Source organism: Leifsonia sp. P73 (assembly GCF_051059105.1).
In the GTDB taxonomy this organism is placed as follows: Bacteria; Actinomycetota; Actinomycetes; order Actinomycetales; family Microbacteriaceae; genus Leifsonia.
Genome location: NZ_CP194931.1, coordinates 2,835,829 through 2,851,813, shown reverse-complemented (window position 1 = coordinate 2,851,813; position 15,985 = coordinate 2,835,829). Strand labels below are relative to the sequence as shown.

Here is a 15,985-nt window from a genome sequence, read left to right as displayed (position 1 = left end):
TCGAACGACAGGAACAGGAATGACCGACACCACCGCCGCAACCGCCCTCGCTCCCGAGGTGGCCGCCCTCGAAGCCGAGCTGCGCGAGCTGCTCGGCGAGCGAGGCGTGACCTCCGACCTCGCCGCCCGCGAGAAGGCCTCGATCGACGGCTCGCACCTCTCCCCGGTGATCCGCTCGAAGCTCCCGCTCGGCCTCGCCGACCTGGTCGCGTTCCCGACGACCGCGGAGGAGATCGCGCTCACCGTCGGCGCGGCCGTGCGGCACGGCGTGCCGATCACCCCGCGCGGCAAGGGCACGGGCAACTACGGCCAGGGCATCCCGATGAGCGGCGGCCTGGTGCTCGACATGTCGCGGGCCCGCACGATCCTGGAGGTCGGCGACGGGTTCATCACCGCCGACGCCGGCGCGACGATGGTCGCGCTCGAGCAAGCGGCGAACAAGGCCGGCCAGCAGATCCTGATGTACCCCTCCACGGCCCAGTCGACCATCGGCGGCTTCCTCTCCGGCGGATCCGGCGGCACGGGCTCGATCAAGCACGGGATGCTGCACACCGGCTTCGCCCTCGCGCTCGACGTCGTGCATGCCGCGCCCGACGCCGCTCTCGTCCACGTCGAGGGACCGGACACCGAGCCCTACATCCACAACTACGGCACCGCCGGCATCATCGCCCGCGTGACGGTCAAGCTCGAGCCGCTGCAGGAGTGGCGCGGCTTCTTCGCCAGCTTCGACGACTTCGGGCAGGCGCTGTCGGTGATCCGCGAGTTCGCCGAGCTCGAGCCCACGCCGCGGCTGGTCTCGGCCGACCTGCCGACCCTGGCGAACGCCCTGCCGAGCGACCCGGGCATCCCCGCCGACCGCGCGAGCCTGCGCGCCATCCTCGACGTCGCCTCCCTCGACGCCGCCACCGCCCTCGTCGAGGCGGCGGGCGGGCGCGTGGAGGACGTCCGCGACGGCGCCCAGACGACCATGAAGATCAGCATGATCTCCTACAACCACCCGATCGAGTGGCTGCAGAAGGCCTACCCGGACACCTACTTCCACGTCGAGGTCTCCGGCGACGCCCTGGTCGACCGCATCGACGAGGTGCACGCCGTCTACCCCGGCGGCATGCTCCACATCGAGGCCCAGCGCGGCCGCCCGATCGGGATGATCGCCGGCGTCTACGAGAGCGAGGAGCAGGTCTACGCGGGCTTCGCACGTCTCGCGGAACTCGGCGTCGGCTACCACAATCCCCACCAGTGGTTCGTGGACTACCAGCCGGAGCGCACCGCCGCGCTGGCCGAGCGGACCGATCCGTCCGGCCTCCTGAACCCCGGCAAGCTCAAGCGCGCCGCCGTCGCCACCGGGAGCCAGCTGTGACCGCCGCTCCGACGCGCAAGCTGGCCGAGCTCTCCGGCCCGGCCGCTGCCGCTGCGCTCGGGAGCGAGTCGATCGTGGTCGTGCCCACCGGCGCCGTCGAGCACCACGGACCGCACCTGCCCCTGCTCACCGACTACCTCCTCGCCGATGTGATCGGCAACGCAGCCGTCGAGCGCGCGGTCGCCGAAGGGGTCGACGCCTGGATCCTGCCCACCCTCGCCTACACCAAGTCCGACGAGCACAGCTGGGCGCCCGGCACCATGTGGCTGCGCTGGGAGACGATGATGGAGACCGTGGTCGACCTGGGCCGCTCGGTCGCGTCGACGGGCGCCACACGCCTGGTCTTCCTCAACGGGCACGGCGGGAACGTCGCGCTGCTGCAGGTCGCGCTCCGCGAGATCCGCCGGCGCTTCGGGCTGCGCACCTTCCTCATGCCGTCGCTGGTGCACACCCCGTCGCCGGACGGCCGGGGCGCCGACGAGCGCGGCCTCGGCATCCACGGGGGCACGACCGAGACCTCGGTGCTGATGCACATCCGTCCCGACCTGGTCGACCTGTCGCTCGCCGACCGCTGGGTGCCGGAGCACCTCGCCGACTTCGAGTACATCGGCATCAACGGCAAGCCGGTCAGCTTCGGCTGGCTCAGCGACGACTTCGGGCCGGCCGGCGTCGTCGGCGACGCTCTACAGGCCGACGCTGCCTACGGCGCGCTGCTGTTCGACCACTCGGTCGAGCAGGCGGTCGCCTCGCTGAAGGAGATCGCGGCCTTCCACCCGACCGAGGCGCCGGCATGATCACCTCGAGCGGCGCCTTCGGGCACGACAACGACGACGTCGACGAGATCGACCCGGGGCCGCTCGGCCTCCTCGGCCGGTGGCTGCCGCCGAGCGCGAGCGAGCTGCGTCCGCTGATGACGCTGTCCACCGTGGGGCTGGACGGCTTCCCCGACGCGCGCAACGTGCTGCTCAGCGGCTACGACGGGAAGGCGCTGCAGTTCCACACCGACACCCGGTCGCGGAAGGCGCACGAGCTGGCGGCCGATCCGCGCGTCGCGCTCACACTGGTCTGGCCGGACGCCGGCCGCCAGGTCGTGGTGCAGGGCTACGCGGTGCCGACCAACGCCGCCGCCTCCGCCGCCGCCTTCGCCCAGCGTTCGCGCTACCTGCAGCTCCTCGCCTGGGCCAACGACGCGCCGACCGCGGCGCTGCCCAGGGCGGCGCGCCGCGAGCGCTGGGACCGATTCGACGCCGACCACCCCGACGGGCAGCTCAACCCCCGCCCACCTGGGTCGGCTATCGCGTCACACCCATGCGCGTGACCTTCTGGAGGGGGACACGGATGGACCGAGCAACCGCATCGAGTACCGTCGCAGCAACGACGGCTGGGCGGTCAGCCGCCTTCCCGGCTGAGCGCGTTCTGGACCTGGTGCTGCGCGGGCGCGCCGTGCTCCCCGAGGGCGTCCGCACCGTCGCCGTCGGTGTGCAGGACGGCCGGATCGCCGTCGTCACCGACACCGACGCGCCGCTCGCCGCGGCGACGGAGGTCGCGCTGTCCGACGACGAACTTTTGCTGCCCGGGATCGTGGACACCCATGTGCACGTCAACGAGCCGGGTCGCACGGACTGGGAGGGCTTCGCCTCCGCCACCGCCGCAGCGGCCGCGGGCGGCGTGACGACGATCATCGACATGCCCCTCAACAGCATCCCGCCGACGGTCGACCGCGCGGCGCTGGAGGTCAAGCGCGCCAGGGCAGCAGCGGCGGCACGCGTCGACGTGGGGTTCTGGGGCGGCGCGATCCCCGGCAACCTCGGGAGGCTGCGCGACCTCCACGACGCCGGCGTCTTCGGCTTCAAGGCGTTCCTCGCGCCCTCCGGCGTGGACGAGTTCCCGCACCTGTCCGCCGACGAGCTGGAGCGCGCGCTCGCGGAGGTGGCGTCGTTCGACGGGCTGCTGATCGTGCACGCGGAGGACCCGGCCGTGCTCGACGCCCACCCGGGCCACGGCGGCACCTCCTACCCCGCATTCGTCGGGTCACGACCTCCCGAGGCCGAGGCCGTCGCCGTGCAGCGGGTCATCGACGGCGTGCGCCGCACCGGCGCCCGCGCGCACATCCTGCACGTCTCGTCGGCCACCGTGCTCCCTCTGCTGGCGGAGGCGAAGGCCGAAGGCTTGCGGATCACGGCGGAGACCTGCCCGCACTACCTGACCATCTCCGAGGAGGACGTGCCGGACGGCGGCACCCAGTTCAAGTGCTGCCCGCCGATCCGCCACGCCGCCAACCGCGACCTGCTGTGGGCGGCGCTGCTCGACGGCACGCTCGACTGCGTGGTCACCGACCACTCCCCCAGCACGGTCGCGCTCAAGACGGCGGGGGAGGCGACTTCGATGCGGCCTGGGGCGGCATCGCCGGGCTCCAGGTCGGCTTCGCTGCGACGTGGACGGAAGCCCGGCGCCTCGGCGTCCCGCTCGAACGGGTCGTCTCGTGGATGGCCGCGGCCACGGCCGATCTCGTCGGCCTCACCGCCAAAGGGCGGATCCGCGAAGGCGCCGACGCGGACCTCGTCGTCTTCGCGCCCGACGAGACCTTCCTGGTGGACGCGGCACGCCTCCGGCACAAGAACCCCGTGACCGCCTACGAGGGGCGCCGGCTGCACGGCGTCGCCCGCCACACCTACCTGCGCGGCGAACCGATCGGAGGGGAGCCGCACGGCGCCCTCCTCAGCCGCCCGCAGTGAGCACCCCGAACGAGAAACGGAGCACCATGTCGTACACCCTCCAGAACCATCAGTACGGAAAGGCCGAGACCCGCCTCGTCCGCATCTACCGCGATTCGCCGCGCCACGAGATCCGCGATGTGAACGTCACGACCGCCCTGCGCGGCTCGTTCGAGGACGCCTACCTGACCGGAGACCAGTCGAAGGTGCTCCCCACCGACAGCCAGAAGAACACGGCGTACGCGTACGCCAAGGAGCATGGGCTGGAGTCCATCGAAGACTACGGGCTCACGCTCGCCCGCCACTTCGTGGACGATGTCGAGCCGGTATCCGGCGCGCGCGTCGAGATCGAGGAGTTCGCGTGGCGGCGCGCCATCGTCGACGGCGCGGAGCACGACCACACCTGGCTGCGCACCGGTCCCGAGATCCGCACCGCCGCGATCACCGTGGAGGGCGTAGGCCCAGACCGCCGCGAGCACGTGGTCGGCGGAGTGAAGGATCTCGTCCTCCTCAAGTCGACGGGGAGCGAGTTCGCCGGCTTCCTGAAGGACGGGTACACCACGCTGGCCGAGACGCAGGACCGCGTCATGGCCACCTCCGTCGTCGCCAAGTGGCGGTTCGCGACGGTCGACGTGGATTGGGAGGACGCCTACACGCGCATCACCTCCGCACTGGTCGCCGAGTTCGCCACCCTCCAGTCCCTCGCATTGCAGCAGACGCTCTGGCACATGGGGACGGCGGCGCTGGACGCGGTGCCGGAGCTGGCCGAGATCCGGCTCGTTGCCCCGAACAAGCACCACTTCGTCGTGGACCTCTCGCCGTTCGGCTCGGAGAACCCGAACGAGGTCTTCTTCGCCGCCGACCGCCCGTACGGGCTGATCGAGGCGACGATCGTCCGCGACGGCGCCCCGGAGGCCGGCGAGGCCTGGCGCGCATCGGCGGGGCTGGCATGAGCGCCGCGGCAGCCGACGCATCCTGGCTGGAGCTCGCCGTCCGGCTGGCGACCGAGAACGTCGCGGCCGGCGGCGGGCCCTTCGGAGCCGTCATCGTGCGGGACAGCCGGCTGGTCGCGACCGGGCAGAACCGGGTGACCAGGGACAACGACCCGACCGCGCACGCCGAGGTGACCGCGATCCGCGCCGCCTGCTCCGCCGTCGGCGACTTCTCGTTGGCGGGAGCGACGCTGTACACCTCGTGCGAGCCGTGCCCGCTCTGCGCGTCCGCCGCGCTCTGGGCGCGCGTCGAGCGCGTGGTCTTCGCTGCAGACCGCCACGACGCCGCGCGGGCCGGCTTCGACGACCGGGAGTTCTACGAGCTCTTCGCCCGCGACCGCGCCACCTGGCCGACGCCGGTGGTCGAGCTGCGGCTCGAAGCCGCCGCCGAGCCGTTCGACGCCTGGCTGGCGGACGCCGCACGAACCGACTACTGAGGTCAGCTCCCGCGGTAGGTGGAGTAGCCGAACGGGCTGAGCAGGAGGGGGACGTGATAGTGCGCGTCGACGTCGTCGATGACGAACACGACCGGGATCTCCGGCAGGAACGCCTCCGCGCCCAGATAGGCCGCAGTTGCGAACGTCAGGCGGTACCGGCCGACCGGGAGGTCGACCGGTCCGAGCTCGGCGACGCGTCCGTCGGCATCCGTCACGCCCGCCGCGAGTCGCTGCCACCCCGCACCGGTCCAGGAGTCGAGGCTCACCGGCACGCCGGGAGCCGGCCTCCCTGCCGCGGTGTCGAGCACGTGCGTGGTGACGCGACTCCGCGGCGTCGCGAGCAGCGTGCGCAGCCGCAGGGCCGCGATCTGCCGCAGCTGTTCGGCGACCTCGGCGAGCTCGGCGTCGGCCGGATTGCGGAGCCGTCGCTCGAGCTCGGAGAGCACCTCCCGCCGGGACCGGCCGGCCGCCCGGATGAGGAACACGCGCCCGAACCGTTCCTCGTATGCGCGGTTCCCCGCCGCGATCGCCGCCGCGAGCTCGGCGTCGTCCGCGTCCGTCGCCCGCTGCTCCGAGCGGGAGAGCCGCTGCGACGCACCCTCACCGGCCGGGCGCTCGCCGATCCGGGGATGGTGGGCGAGCGCCTGATCGATCTCGGCCTCGCTCAGCGGCGTGGCCGCGGCGACCGCCGCCCCCACGAGGGCGTCCAGGCCGTCGTAGGGCGCCCGCGCGACCACGTCGTCCACCCAGCGGGGCACCGCCAGAGCAGTCGGCAGTGCGGCGCGCAGCGTCTCGGCGTCGATCGTGGTGGTCATCGTTCCTCCGTGGGGTGGGTCTCGTGGTGTTGACTGGCGGCATGGATCACGCGGGCATCGTGCTGGCGGCCGGCGCCGGAAGGCGCATGGGGATTCCGAAGTCGCTCGTGCGCACACCCGAGGGCGATCCGTGGTCGGCGCGGGCCGCGCGGCTGCTGCTGGAGGGGGGCTGCTCCCGGGTGGTCGTGGTGCTCGGGGCGCGGGCCGAGGAGGCGCTGCGGCTCGTCCCCACGGACGAGCGGGTGGGCGCGCTGGTCGTCGCCGGGTGGGAGGAGGGCCTGAGCACGTCCCTGCGGGCCGGCCTGCGCTGGGTCGAGCGGCTCAGCCCGGCGCCCGTCACGGCTGTCGTCACTCTCGTCGACCTCCCCGGTCTCACCCCGGAGGTCGTCCGGCGCCTGACGGACGGCGCTGACGGCCGCTCCCTGCGTCAGGCCGCGTACGACGGGCGGCCGGGACATCCGGTGGTGGTCGGGCGCACGCACTGGGCCGCGCTGGGCCGCACCCTGCGCGGCGACGAGGGCGGCCGCCGCTACCTGCGCGCGCACGAGGCCGAGCGCGTGGAGTGCGGGGGCTGGCCGACGGCCGCGATGTGGACACGCCGCAGGACGGGCTCCCGCGCGCCTCGTTCTGACGGAGTGGTGTTCGTGATCGTCTCTGGTCCTCTTCTTTGTGACGACGCTAGCGACTCGGTCCAGCCGCTATCGCGCTGGAAGCCCGGTCGGGACCGTTCGTCGCAGAGGTTTTACGCCTCCGAAACAATCGGGCCGCGAGCATCGGCGACGAGCGGTGGGCTAGGGTGAGTGGCCATGACCACGCCGACCACGAGCAGCACCGGCGGCCCCATCGACCGACGCATCGAGATGGTCTACGCGCAGCTCCCGCCCAAATCCCAGCGGGTCGCCGACACCGTGCTGGACCACCTCGGCGAGATCGCGAGCTACAGCGTCGGCGAGCTCGCCCGGCTGAGCGGCACGTCGCAGGCCACGGTCAGCCGGCTGTTCGCGTCCCTCGGTTTCGATGACTTCGCCGAGGTGAAAGCCCACGTGCGGAGTCTGCGCACCGCCGGCGTCCCGATCGGCGGCACGGACGCAGCGGGCGCCCCCGCGCTCTCCGAGCACGTCGCCCGCGAGACGCGCAACCTCCAGCGCCTGCTCGAGACCATCTCCGACGACACCCTCGACCGCGCGGTGAAGACGCTCGCGAACGCCGAGTCGGTTCTCACGATCGGGTACCGCAACAGCTATCCGGTCGCGCTGCACCTCCGCACCGCCCTCCTGCAGTGCCGGCCCCGCGTGAGCGTGCACCCGCAGCCCGGCCAGTCCATCGGCGAGGAGGTCGCGCAGCTCACCGAGCACGACGCCGTGGTCGTCGTCGGCTTCCGCCGGCGTCTCTCGACATTCGGCGAGCTGATGCGCGTGCTCGCCGCGACGCCGGCGACGGTCCTGCTGCTCGCCGACTCCAGTGCCCGTCGCTACGCGAGCCTCGCAGACCTCTGGCTGGAATGCCCGCTGGAGTCGGTGGGCGCGTTCGACAGCTATGCCACGGCCATGAGCCTGGTGAGCGTGCTCGCGGACGCGGTGCTCGACGCCGGCGCGTCCGCCGGCAACCGCCGCGTCTCCGCGATCTCGTCGGTCTACCAGGAGCTCGGCGAGCTCGACGCCTGAGCGCTCGCCAGCACCTCCACCGTGCGCTCGAGCGCGTCGATCGCGACCTCGACGTCGGCGAGGGTGACGGCCTCGTCGGCGTGGTGGCTGATGCCTCCTTCGCAGCGCACGAAGGTCATGCCCACAGGTGCGATGCCGGCGACGGCCATCGCATCGTGGCCGGCGACGCTGAACAGTCTCGGGACGGCACCGGCTCCGCCGTCTGCTCCGCTGGACCCGACCGCTTCGCCGATCGCCGCTTGGAGCCGCGCATCGCAGAGCACAGCGGCGGCGCAGTGCGTGTCCTGACGTTCCAGCGTGAGGCCGCGCTCCGCGCAGATCGCCGTGAGCCGGTCGAGGATGGCGTCGAGGGCGGCGTCCCGCTCGGCGTCGGTCTCCGCGCGCAGGTCGAGCGACAGCGTCGCCGTGCCCGGGATCACGTTCACGGCGCCCGGGGCGACCTCCATGCGCCCGACCGTCGCCATCGCCCCGAGCGACCGCGCGGTGCGTTCGATGGCGACCACCGCCTCCGCGGCCCCGAGGAGGGCGTCGTGCCTCCGGTCGTACGGCGTTGCGCAGTGCCTCGCCTCGCCGTGGAAGGTCAGGGACATCCGGCGTGCGGCCGCGATGCCCGTGACCACGCCGAGCGGGAGGCCGAGGTCCTCCAGCCGGGGCCCCTGCTCGATGTGGGTCTCCAGGTACGCGAAGATCTCGCCCTCGCGGCTCGCCTCCCCGACCCGCGCGGGGTCCAGCCCGAATCGCTCGAACGCCTCCCGCAGCGTGACGCCGTCGCGGTCGGTCAGCCCCCACCACTCCTCGCGCCAGGCGCCGGCGACCGCGGCGCTGCCCAGCAGAGTGGTGCCGAAGCGCGTGCCCTCCTCGTCGCCGAACGCGACGACCTCGACGGCGAACGGGAGCGTTCCTGACCGGGACGCGAGCCTCCCCATGACCGCGATCGCCGCGAGCACCCCGAGGATGCCGTCGTAACGACCGGCATCGGGCACCGTGTCGAGGTGCGAGCCGATCAGCAGCGCGGGCAGGCCGGGGGCGCTGCCCTCCAGCCGTCCGACGAGATTGCCCGCGGCGTCCTGGCGTACTGCCATCCCCGCCTCGGCCATCCACTCGGCGGCCCGCGCGTGCGCCTGGGCGTGCTGTGCCGAGAGGTAGACGCGTTCGATGCCTGTGGCGGACGCGGAGATCGCCGCCAGCTCGTCGCAGCGGTCGAGGAGCTCCTGGGCGTCGCCGGCCGTCACGGTGCGACCTCCGCGTAGACGGCGAGCGCCGCCGCGACGCCCGCGTCGGCAGGAGCGGGGAAGCCGGCGCGGCGCAGCGTGCTGTCGAGGGCGGTCAGCGTCGTGAGCACGGCGTCGCGGCGCGCGTTGTAGCCCATCACGCCGACGCGCCAGACCTTCCCGTGCAGCGGCCCGAACGACGTGCCGATCTCGATGCCGAAGTCGGCGAGCATGGCCGCGCGTACGGCGTCGCCGTCCACCCCGTCGGGGATGCGGACGGCCACGACGTTGTTCATCCGGTGCGCTTCGTCTCCGAAGACCGCCAGCCCGAGCCCCTTCAGACCCGCGAGCATGGCGGCGCCGTGCAGCCGGTGCCGTTCGACAGCGGCGTCGACGCCCTCGTCGAGCAGCACTGCGGCGCACTCGCGTGCCGCGTAGAGCATGCTCGCGGCCTCGGTGTGGTGGTTGAGTCGCTGCTCGCCCCAGTAGTCGAGGATCATGGCCAGGTCGAAGTAGTTCGAGCGGATGCGGGACTCGGAGACGGGTGCGCCCGGGGAGGCGATCCCGGCCTCCACGCTCCGGCGGCGGTCCAGCACCGCTACGGCTGCCGGCGAGAGCGAGATCGGCGCGCTGCCCGGCGGGCCGGAGAGGCACTTCTGCAGGCCGGCTGTGGCCACGTCGACGTGCCACGCGTCCTGTTCGAACGCGTTGCCGCCGATGGAGGCCGTCACGTCGGCGTAGAGAAGCACGCCCTGTTCGCGGCAGATCGCGCCGACCCGCTCCATCGGCTGCAGCATCGTCGTCGAGGTGTCTCCGTGGACGAGCGCCAGCAGCGTCGGGTGCACGCGCAGGACCGCGTCGATGATCTCCTGTTCGTCGAAGACACGGCCCCACTCCGTCTCGATGGTGTGCACCTCGGCGCCGCAGCGGCCGGCGATCTCGGTCAGCAGCAGCCCGAACCGGCCGAACACCGGCACGAGCACCCGGTCCCCCGGCTCGATCAGCGAGACCAGGGCGGCCTCGATCCCGGCCCGCGAGGTGCCGTCGACCAGGACGGTGGCCTCGTTCTCCGTGCGGAAGACGTCGCGATAGGCAGCCATGACCTCGTTCATGTACGCCGTCATCGCCGGGTCGAACTGGCCGACGAGCGGCGCTGACATCGCCCGGAGGACGCGCGGGTGGGCGTTGATCGGGCCAGGGCCCATCAGCAGGCGTGGTGGCGGGGAGAGCGTCGGAGTGCGAATGGGATCCTCCCGAATGTAAGAGTTGTTTCTTCGGCCCACTGTACGGAATGATTGTTTCATCCACATGTCGCTGACGACACCGAACGAGATCGGAGGCGACATGAACTCGCCGGACATGGCATCGGCCCCCGCGCCACTCGAGCTCACCGCCGAGCCCGGAACGGTCATCTGGGGACGCCTTCCCTGCGAACTCGACGCGCCGGTGCTGACCATCCGCCCGGGCGACGCCGTCACCATCCGGACCGTCAGCCACGAAGGGCTCCTGCCGGGACAGGGCTCGGATCCGATCGCCTTCTTCGGGTCGTACGGCTTCGAGCCCCACGAGGTGCTCCCGGAGGCCGTCCGCATCGTGCGGGAATGCACCCGGTCGGCCGACGACGGGCCGCACGTGGTCGTCGGCCCGATCGCCGTCAGCGGCGCGCAGGTCGGCGACGTGCTGACGATGACCCTGCTGTCGGCCGAGCCGCGCGTCCGCTACGGCATCGTCTCGAACCGGCACGGCAAGGGCGCCCTCGCCGGCGACCTGCCGGCCGGAGACACCGAGCGCAGCGTCCTGGCCGAGCTGATCGGGCCCGGCCGGGCGACGATCCGGGTGGAGACGGGGCGTGCGCCGGTGTTCCCGGCCGACCCGTTCCTCGGCATCATGGGGGTGGCGGTCCCCGGGTCCGTCCGGCCGCACTCCGTGCCGCCGGGACCGCACGGCGGCAACCTCGACATCCGGCTGCTCACTGCGGGCTCCCGGCTGCATCTGCCCGTGCTGGTCCCCGGAGCGCTCGCGTACGTCGGCGACCCGCACTTCGCCCAGGGCGACGGCGAGGTCGCGCTGACCGCCGTCGAAGGCTCGCTGACCGCCACCGTGCGATTCGACCTCGTGCCCGCCGACGAGGCAGCCCTCCGGTTCGGCGCGCTCGACGGCCCACTCGTCGAGACGGACGAGTACTGGGTGCCCGTCGGTCTCGACGAGGACCTCGACCTCGCCGTCCGGCACTGCGTCCGAGCCGCGATCGACCTGCTCGGCGTGCAGTACGGCCTCGACGAAGCCTCGGCGTACGCGTACCTGAGCGCGGCGACCGACTTCGACATCTCCCAGGTGGTCGACGGGGTCAAGGGCGCGCACGCCCGCATCCGGAAGGCCGACTTTGCCTGAGCCCCGGATCGTCTCCCTCGACGGGAGCACTGTGCCCGCCGGTCTGGTGGATGCCGCACTGAGCTACGAGCGCGCCCTCGCCGACGACGACGTGGAATCGCTCGACGCGTTCTTCGTCGCCGGCCCGGTCGCGGTGCGGACGGACGCGGACGGAGTGCTCACCGGGCACGACGCGATCGCGCGCTTCCGGCGCCTGCGCGGAGGGGCGCCGGCCCGCGACCTCGTGCGCATCGACGTCGTCGTGCTCTCCCCCGATGCGGCGGTCACCGTCGCGACGACCTCGGCCTCCGGGCGGAGCGCCGCCCTCACCCAGGTCTGGCGGCGCACACCCGGCGGCTGGAAGATCGCCGTCGCCCATGTCGGCGCCCCTGCCGCCGCGCTGGACGAACGGATCTGGCGCGTCGCCGGAGCGCCGCTCGTCCCGCCTGCAGCGTCCGGCGCGCTCGACGGCATGACCGTCGCCGTCAAAGACGTGTTCGCCGTGGCAGGACAACGGCTCGGCGGCGGCGTCCCCGCCCACCTCGGCGAGCGGGAGCCGGAAACCGAGAACGCCGTCGCCGTCCAGCAACTGCTGGACCGCGGTGCGAGTGTGCGCGGCGTGGCGGTCACCGACGAGTTCGCTTACAGCCTCACCGGCGTCAACCCGCATCATCCCGCCACGCCGAACCGCCTGCACCGCGGCCATCTGCCCGGGGGCTCCTCCAGCGGCCCGGCGGCAGCCGTCGCGCTGGGCGAGGCCACGGTCGGCCTCGCCACCGACACCGCCGGCTCCATCCGGGTTCCCGCGTCGTATCAAGGACTCTGGGGGCTGAGGACCACGCACGGCGCCGTGGACTCCCGCGGGATGCTGCCGCTCGCCCCCAGCTTCGACACGGCCGGCTGGCTCGCCCGCGACGGAGAGACCCTGCTCGCCGTCACCGGGAGCGTGCTCGGCGCATCCCGCACGACGGTCGGGTCCGCGTTGGTGACACTCGACGATCTCGGCCTGAGCGAGCCGGTCGCCACAGCCTTCGGCGCCGTTCTGGACCGCATCGGCACCGTGCGCCGTGTCGCCTACCCGCTCGACGAGCTCGCCGCCGCGTTCCGCACCGTTCAGGCCGCCGAGGCGTGGCGGTCGCACGGCGCCTGGATCAGGGCCCACCCCGGGACGCTCAGCGCCGACGTCGCGGCGCGATTCGCCGCCGCGAGCCGGGTCACCGCCGACGACGAGGCCACGGCGCGCGCCGCGCTCGACGAGCACGCCCGCCGACTCCGCGAGACGATCGGCGACGACACGCTCGTCCTCCCCTCGACACCGACGAAGCCGCCGCCGCTCGATATCGCGCCCGCCGCATTGGACGCCGTCCGCGCGGCCACGACCCGTCTGACGTCCGTGGCGGGGGCGCTCAGGGCGCCGGCCGTCGGCGCTCCGCTGCTCGGTCCGCACGGCGTCGAGGGCGGCCTCTGCCTGGTCGGCCGGCCGGGCGACGACGTGCCGCTGGTGGCGCGCATGCTCGACCTCGCCACTGACCTGACGACCGACCAAGGAGAATGATGTCGACGCCTCTCGCCGACCCGCCCCAGACCCGGAACCCGTACGCGCTCTCCCGGCTGGCCCACCTGGCCCCGATGCTCGCACTGACCTTCACGACCGGGATCGTCGACGCCGTCGGCTACCTCGGACTCGACCGCGTGTTCACCGGCAACATGACCGGCAACGTGGTGATCCTCGGGATGGCGCTGGCCGGCGCCGACAAGCTCCCGGTCGTCGGCCCGTCGCTGGCCCTGGCGGCGTTCATGGTCGGCGCCATCGTGTCGGGCCGCGTGCTCCGCACCGCCGGCACCGGCTGGACGCGGCGTACGACGACGATGTTCGCAGTGGTGGCGGCCCTCGTCGTGCTCACCGGGGTGCTCGCGGCCGTCGCCGGCCGGCCGGCCGAACCGGTCGCACTGACGATCACGGGCGGCCTCGCCTTCGCGATGGGACTGCAGGCGGCAGCCGCGAGGCACCTGTCGGTCGCGGACGTGACGACGGTCGTCGTCACCTCCACCATCACCGGACTCGCCGCCGACTCGTGGCTCGGCCTCCGCACCGGACAGCGCTGGCCCCGTCGCGTGCTCGCCGTCGTGCTGATCGCCGCGGGCGCCTTCACGGGAGCACTTCTGCTGAGGGTCCATCTTTCCGCCGGCCTGTTCGCGGCGGCGGTGCTCATCATCGCAGCGACCACGTTCGGCCATGCCGTCACCGCGCGCGACGTTCGCCGCTCGACAGAGGCCGAGGGCTGCGGCCGCTGAGTGCCCGAGTATGGAGTTCCGGCGACTGCTGTCTCGGCTACGCAGGGGGCGGATTGCCCGTTCTACGTCCGCGGCAAGCCCCAGCGGGCTCCGTGGCGGCCTGACCCGAGTTCGGGCGGTCGCCGCAGGAGCGCTCCCGCTGCACGACAGGTCGCGGCCGCGATCGCCATGGCGTCGTCCAGCATGCGCTCCGCGGCTTCCGGAGTCGTCGGCAGGCCGGCGTGGGCGAGCTCGGCGGTGACCGAGGCGAGGGTGGCGTCCCCGGCGCCCATGGTGTCCACGATGGTGCCCGGCATGGGGTGGATGGGGCGGTGCGCGGTCACGCCGCCGGGGAGGAGGATCGATGCCCCGCCTGCCCCCTCGGTGGCGAGCACGGCGGATGCACCGCTTTCGAGCAGCCGGCGGGCCACCACCTCGAGGGTCTCCCCGTACAGCAGTTGCGCGTCCTCGTCGCCGACCTTGACCAGGAGGCTTCGGGCGGCCAGCCGCTCGAATGCCGTGCGGAACGCCGCGAGGTCGGAGATCAGGTGCTCGCGCGGATTCGGGTCCAGCACGAGCCTCGATCGGGGGTCCGTGACGGCCTCCGAAAGCATGTCCGCCTGTGCCGCGTCATCGAAGGGGAAGCAGCTGACGACCACGACGGCTGCCGCGTCGAGCGCGGACCGCTGCCGGCGGTCGAACTGGATCCGGCGCCCGAGCGCGGCATCGTTGAAGACGTACCGCGGCTCACCTGCCCGCCTGTCGGAGACCGCGCGCGACGATACCGGGACTTCAGTGGGCACCAGAGACACCCCGAACGACGCGAGGTAGCCTCTGATGTCGTCACCGGCGCGGTCTTTTCCCACCATCGCGACGAGCGATGGTTCGAGTCCGAGCCGGGTCAGCCCGACAGCGACGTTGAGGCCGGCGCCGCCGACGTGTTCCTCGACACCTGTCGGCAACTGCAGCTCGTCGATCAGCGCGTCGCCGACGACGCAGACACTCGGCGTGTTCATGACGGTGCTATCTCGCCGGAGCCACGGGGGATGAGCTCGGTGGGGACGACGAATGTCTCCGGCTCCAGTGTCGGGTCGTCCAGACGGGCGAAGATTCGCTTCGCCGCGAGATGCCCGATGCGCGCCGCGTCCTGGGCCACGACCGTGAGACCCGGCTCCAGCAGGTCGGCGAGCTCGATATCGTCGAAGCCGACCAGGGCGATCGTGTGATGCAGCCCGAGCCGGCGGAGTGCCCGATAGGCACCCACCGTGATGAGGTTCTGGGCGCTGAAGATGGCGGTCGGCGGGGTCGGGCCGGCGAAGAGCGCCTCGACCGCAGCCTCGGAACGGGCCTCGTCCGTCAAGCCTTCGATGATCGTCACGTCTCCAGTCGGTATGCCGGCCCTTCCCAGCTCCTCCATGAAACCGCGCTTGCGTTCCCGGGCGGTCTGGATTTCGGGGCGGTCGCCCAGGTAGGCGATATGGCGGTGGCCGTGCTGAATCAGATGCCGGGTCGCCTCCGCAGCCCCCGCAGCGTTGCTGGAGACCACCGCGTCGGCTTCGAGCCCGGTCGGCTCACGGTCGACGAAGACCAGTGGCGTGCCGTGCTTCTGCTCCGCGAGGAGGTAGGCCTGGCTGCGTTTGATGGTCGTGAGGATCAGCCCGTCGACGCGACGCTTGAGGAAAGCGTCGACCGCTCGCTCCTCGTGGTCCGGGTCGTCATCGAGGCTCGAGGCGAAGACCGCCACGCCGCGGTGGACGGCGATGTCTTCGACAGCCCGGTGAAGCGCCCCCGAGAACGGGTTGGAGACGCTGCCGACGAGGAGGCCGATCGTGGCCGTGCGGCGGCCCGTGCGGCGGAGATTGCCGGCGTGCAGGTCGGGCTGGAAGTTCAGGTCGGCGGCGGCTCGCTGCACGCGTTCGATGGTCGCGGCGGACACGTGCGGTTCGCCATTGATGACCCTGCTGACCGTCTTGATACCCACGCCGGCCAACGTGGCCACATCGCGCATCGTCGGCCGCCTGGAGGTGCCGGCCGAGGCCGGTGATGATTTTGACAGCGATGTCACGTTTTCTCTCCAATTGAGCGATACCGCTTGACTATAGCGCCCTCGATGCTCTAAACCTAACTCCATGACACCGTTGTCAATGG

General features: G+C 72.4%; 16 protein-coding genes and 2 pseudogenes. 12 read left to right on the top strand and 6 right to left on the bottom strand.

All coding sequences use genetic code 11. The annotated features are described in order from the left end of the window. Window positions 1–19 precede the first annotated feature (19 nt). The 6 genes and pseudogenes from ACQ86L_RS14745 to ACQ86L_RS14720 all read left to right on the top strand — a co-directional run bounded on the left by ACQ86L_RS14745 (window position 20) and on the right by ACQ86L_RS14720 (window position 5,503). Window positions 20–1,360, top strand: a complete 1,341-nt coding sequence (locus ACQ86L_RS14745; protein WP_434316078.1) for an FAD-binding oxidoreductase — start codon at window positions 20–22, stop codon at window positions 1,358–1,360. Further along, complete coding sequence (locus ACQ86L_RS14740) at window positions 1,357–2,154, top strand: creatininase family protein (protein WP_434316077.1); 798 nt, start codon at window positions 1,357–1,359, stop codon at window positions 2,152–2,154. The genes ACQ86L_RS14745 and ACQ86L_RS14740 overlap by 4 nt, the downstream gene beginning before the upstream one ends. Further along, window positions 2,151–2,678 (top strand): pyridoxamine 5'-phosphate oxidase family protein, encoded by a 528-nt coding sequence (locus ACQ86L_RS14735; protein WP_434316076.1) that lies wholly within the window; start codon window positions 2,151–2,153, stop codon window positions 2,676–2,678. Before ACQ86L_RS14740 ends, ACQ86L_RS14735 begins: the two co-directional genes overlap by 4 nt. Window positions 2,679–2,698: 20 nt before the next feature. Beyond that, window positions 2,699–4,095 (top strand): annotated as a pseudogene (gene allB, locus ACQ86L_RS14730) (allantoinase AllB). Window positions 4,096–4,121: 26 nt separating this feature from the next. After that, the gene (pucL, locus tag ACQ86L_RS14725) at window positions 4,122–5,027 is read left to right on the top strand and encodes a factor-independent urate hydroxylase (protein WP_434316075.1); all 906 of its coding nucleotides are present in this window, start codon (window positions 4,122–4,124) and stop codon (window positions 5,025–5,027) included. After that, entirely contained in the window at window positions 5,024–5,503 is a 480-nt protein-coding gene (locus tag ACQ86L_RS14720; protein WP_434316074.1) for a nucleoside deaminase, read from the top strand. The genes pucL and ACQ86L_RS14720 overlap by 4 nt, the downstream gene beginning before the upstream one ends. Before the next feature lie 2 nt (window positions 5,504–5,505). On the opposite strand, the gene uraH is transcribed toward ACQ86L_RS14720, so the two are convergent. After that, entirely contained in the window at window positions 5,506–5,847 is a 342-nt protein-coding gene (gene uraH, locus ACQ86L_RS14715; protein WP_434318901.1) for a hydroxyisourate hydrolase, read from the bottom strand. Continuing rightward, a pseudogene (gene uraD / locus ACQ86L_RS14710) lies at window positions 5,842–6,318 on the bottom strand (2-oxo-4-hydroxy-4-carboxy-5-ureidoimidazoline decarboxylase); the annotation flags it as partial. The gene uraH and the pseudogene uraD, both read right to left, overlap by 6 nt. A 41-nt stretch (window positions 6,319–6,359) precedes the next feature. Here uraD and ACQ86L_RS14705 point away from each other — a divergent pair. Both ACQ86L_RS14705 and ACQ86L_RS14700 read left to right on the top strand, forming a co-directional pair. Then, window positions 6,360–7,118: a nucleotidyltransferase family protein gene (locus ACQ86L_RS14705; protein WP_434316073.1), complete on the top strand. Its 759-nt coding sequence runs from the start codon at window positions 6,360–6,362 to the stop codon at window positions 7,116–7,118. A 6-nt stretch (window positions 7,119–7,124) separates the two neighbouring features. Then, entirely contained in the window at window positions 7,125–7,982 is an 858-nt protein-coding gene (locus ACQ86L_RS14700; protein ID WP_434316072.1) for a MurR/RpiR family transcriptional regulator, read from the top strand. Here the strand turns inward: ACQ86L_RS14700 and ACQ86L_RS14695 are convergent. Both ACQ86L_RS14695 and ACQ86L_RS14690 read right to left on the bottom strand, forming a co-directional pair. Next, complete coding sequence (locus tag ACQ86L_RS14695; protein WP_434316071.1) at window positions 7,952–9,214, bottom strand: allantoate amidohydrolase; 1,263 nt, start codon at window positions 9,212–9,214, stop codon at window positions 7,952–7,954. The genes ACQ86L_RS14700 and ACQ86L_RS14695 overlap by 31 nt on opposite strands. Next, window positions 9,211–10,398, bottom strand: a complete 1,188-nt coding sequence (locus ACQ86L_RS14690) for a pyridoxal-phosphate-dependent aminotransferase family protein (RefSeq protein ID WP_434316070.1) — start codon at window positions 10,396–10,398, stop codon at window positions 9,211–9,213. The genes ACQ86L_RS14695 and ACQ86L_RS14690 overlap by 4 nt, the downstream gene beginning before the upstream one ends. Before the next feature lie 103 nt (window positions 10,399–10,501). Here ACQ86L_RS14690 and ACQ86L_RS14685 point away from each other — a divergent pair, with 103 nt between their 5' ends. Genes ACQ86L_RS14685 through ACQ86L_RS14675 form a run of 3 tightly spaced genes read left to right on the top strand, consistent with a single transcriptional unit; the run spans window position 10,502 to window position 13,858 of the window. Further along, window positions 10,502–11,584 carry an acetamidase/formamidase family protein gene (locus tag ACQ86L_RS14685; RefSeq protein WP_434316069.1) on the top strand — a complete coding sequence of 361 codons (1,083 nt, stop codon included), beginning with the start codon at window positions 10,502–10,504 and terminating at the stop codon, window positions 11,582–11,584. Beyond that, window positions 11,577–13,118: an AtzH-like domain-containing protein gene (locus ACQ86L_RS14680; protein ID WP_434316068.1), complete on the top strand. Its 1,542-nt coding sequence runs from the start codon at window positions 11,577–11,579 to the stop codon at window positions 13,116–13,118. The genes ACQ86L_RS14685 and ACQ86L_RS14680 overlap by 8 nt, the downstream gene beginning before the upstream one ends. Further along, window positions 13,118–13,858, top strand: coding sequence for a YoaK family protein (locus tag ACQ86L_RS14675; RefSeq protein ID WP_434316067.1), 741 nt, complete (start codon window positions 13,118–13,120; stop codon window positions 13,856–13,858). Before ACQ86L_RS14680 ends, ACQ86L_RS14675 begins: the two co-directional genes overlap by 1 nt. Before the next feature lie 62 nt (window positions 13,859–13,920). Here ACQ86L_RS14675 and ACQ86L_RS14670 read toward each other — a convergent pair whose 3' ends face one another. Continuing rightward, window positions 13,921–14,853, bottom strand: coding sequence for a PfkB family carbohydrate kinase (locus ACQ86L_RS14670; RefSeq protein WP_434316066.1), 933 nt, complete (start codon window positions 14,851–14,853; stop codon window positions 13,921–13,923). Next, window positions 14,850–15,845, bottom strand: a complete 996-nt coding sequence (locus ACQ86L_RS14665) for a LacI family DNA-binding transcriptional regulator (protein WP_434316065.1) — start codon at window positions 15,843–15,845, stop codon at window positions 14,850–14,852. Before ACQ86L_RS14665 ends, ACQ86L_RS14670 begins: the two co-directional genes overlap by 4 nt. Here ACQ86L_RS14665 and ACQ86L_RS14660 point away from each other — a divergent pair. Next, the gene (locus ACQ86L_RS14660; protein WP_434318985.1) at window positions 15,790–15,933 is read left to right on the top strand and encodes a hypothetical protein; all 144 of its coding nucleotides are present in this window, start codon (window positions 15,790–15,792) and stop codon (window positions 15,931–15,933) included. The two genes, ACQ86L_RS14665 and ACQ86L_RS14660, sit on opposite strands and share 56 nt — an antisense overlap. Window positions 15,934–15,985 lie beyond the last annotated feature (52 nt).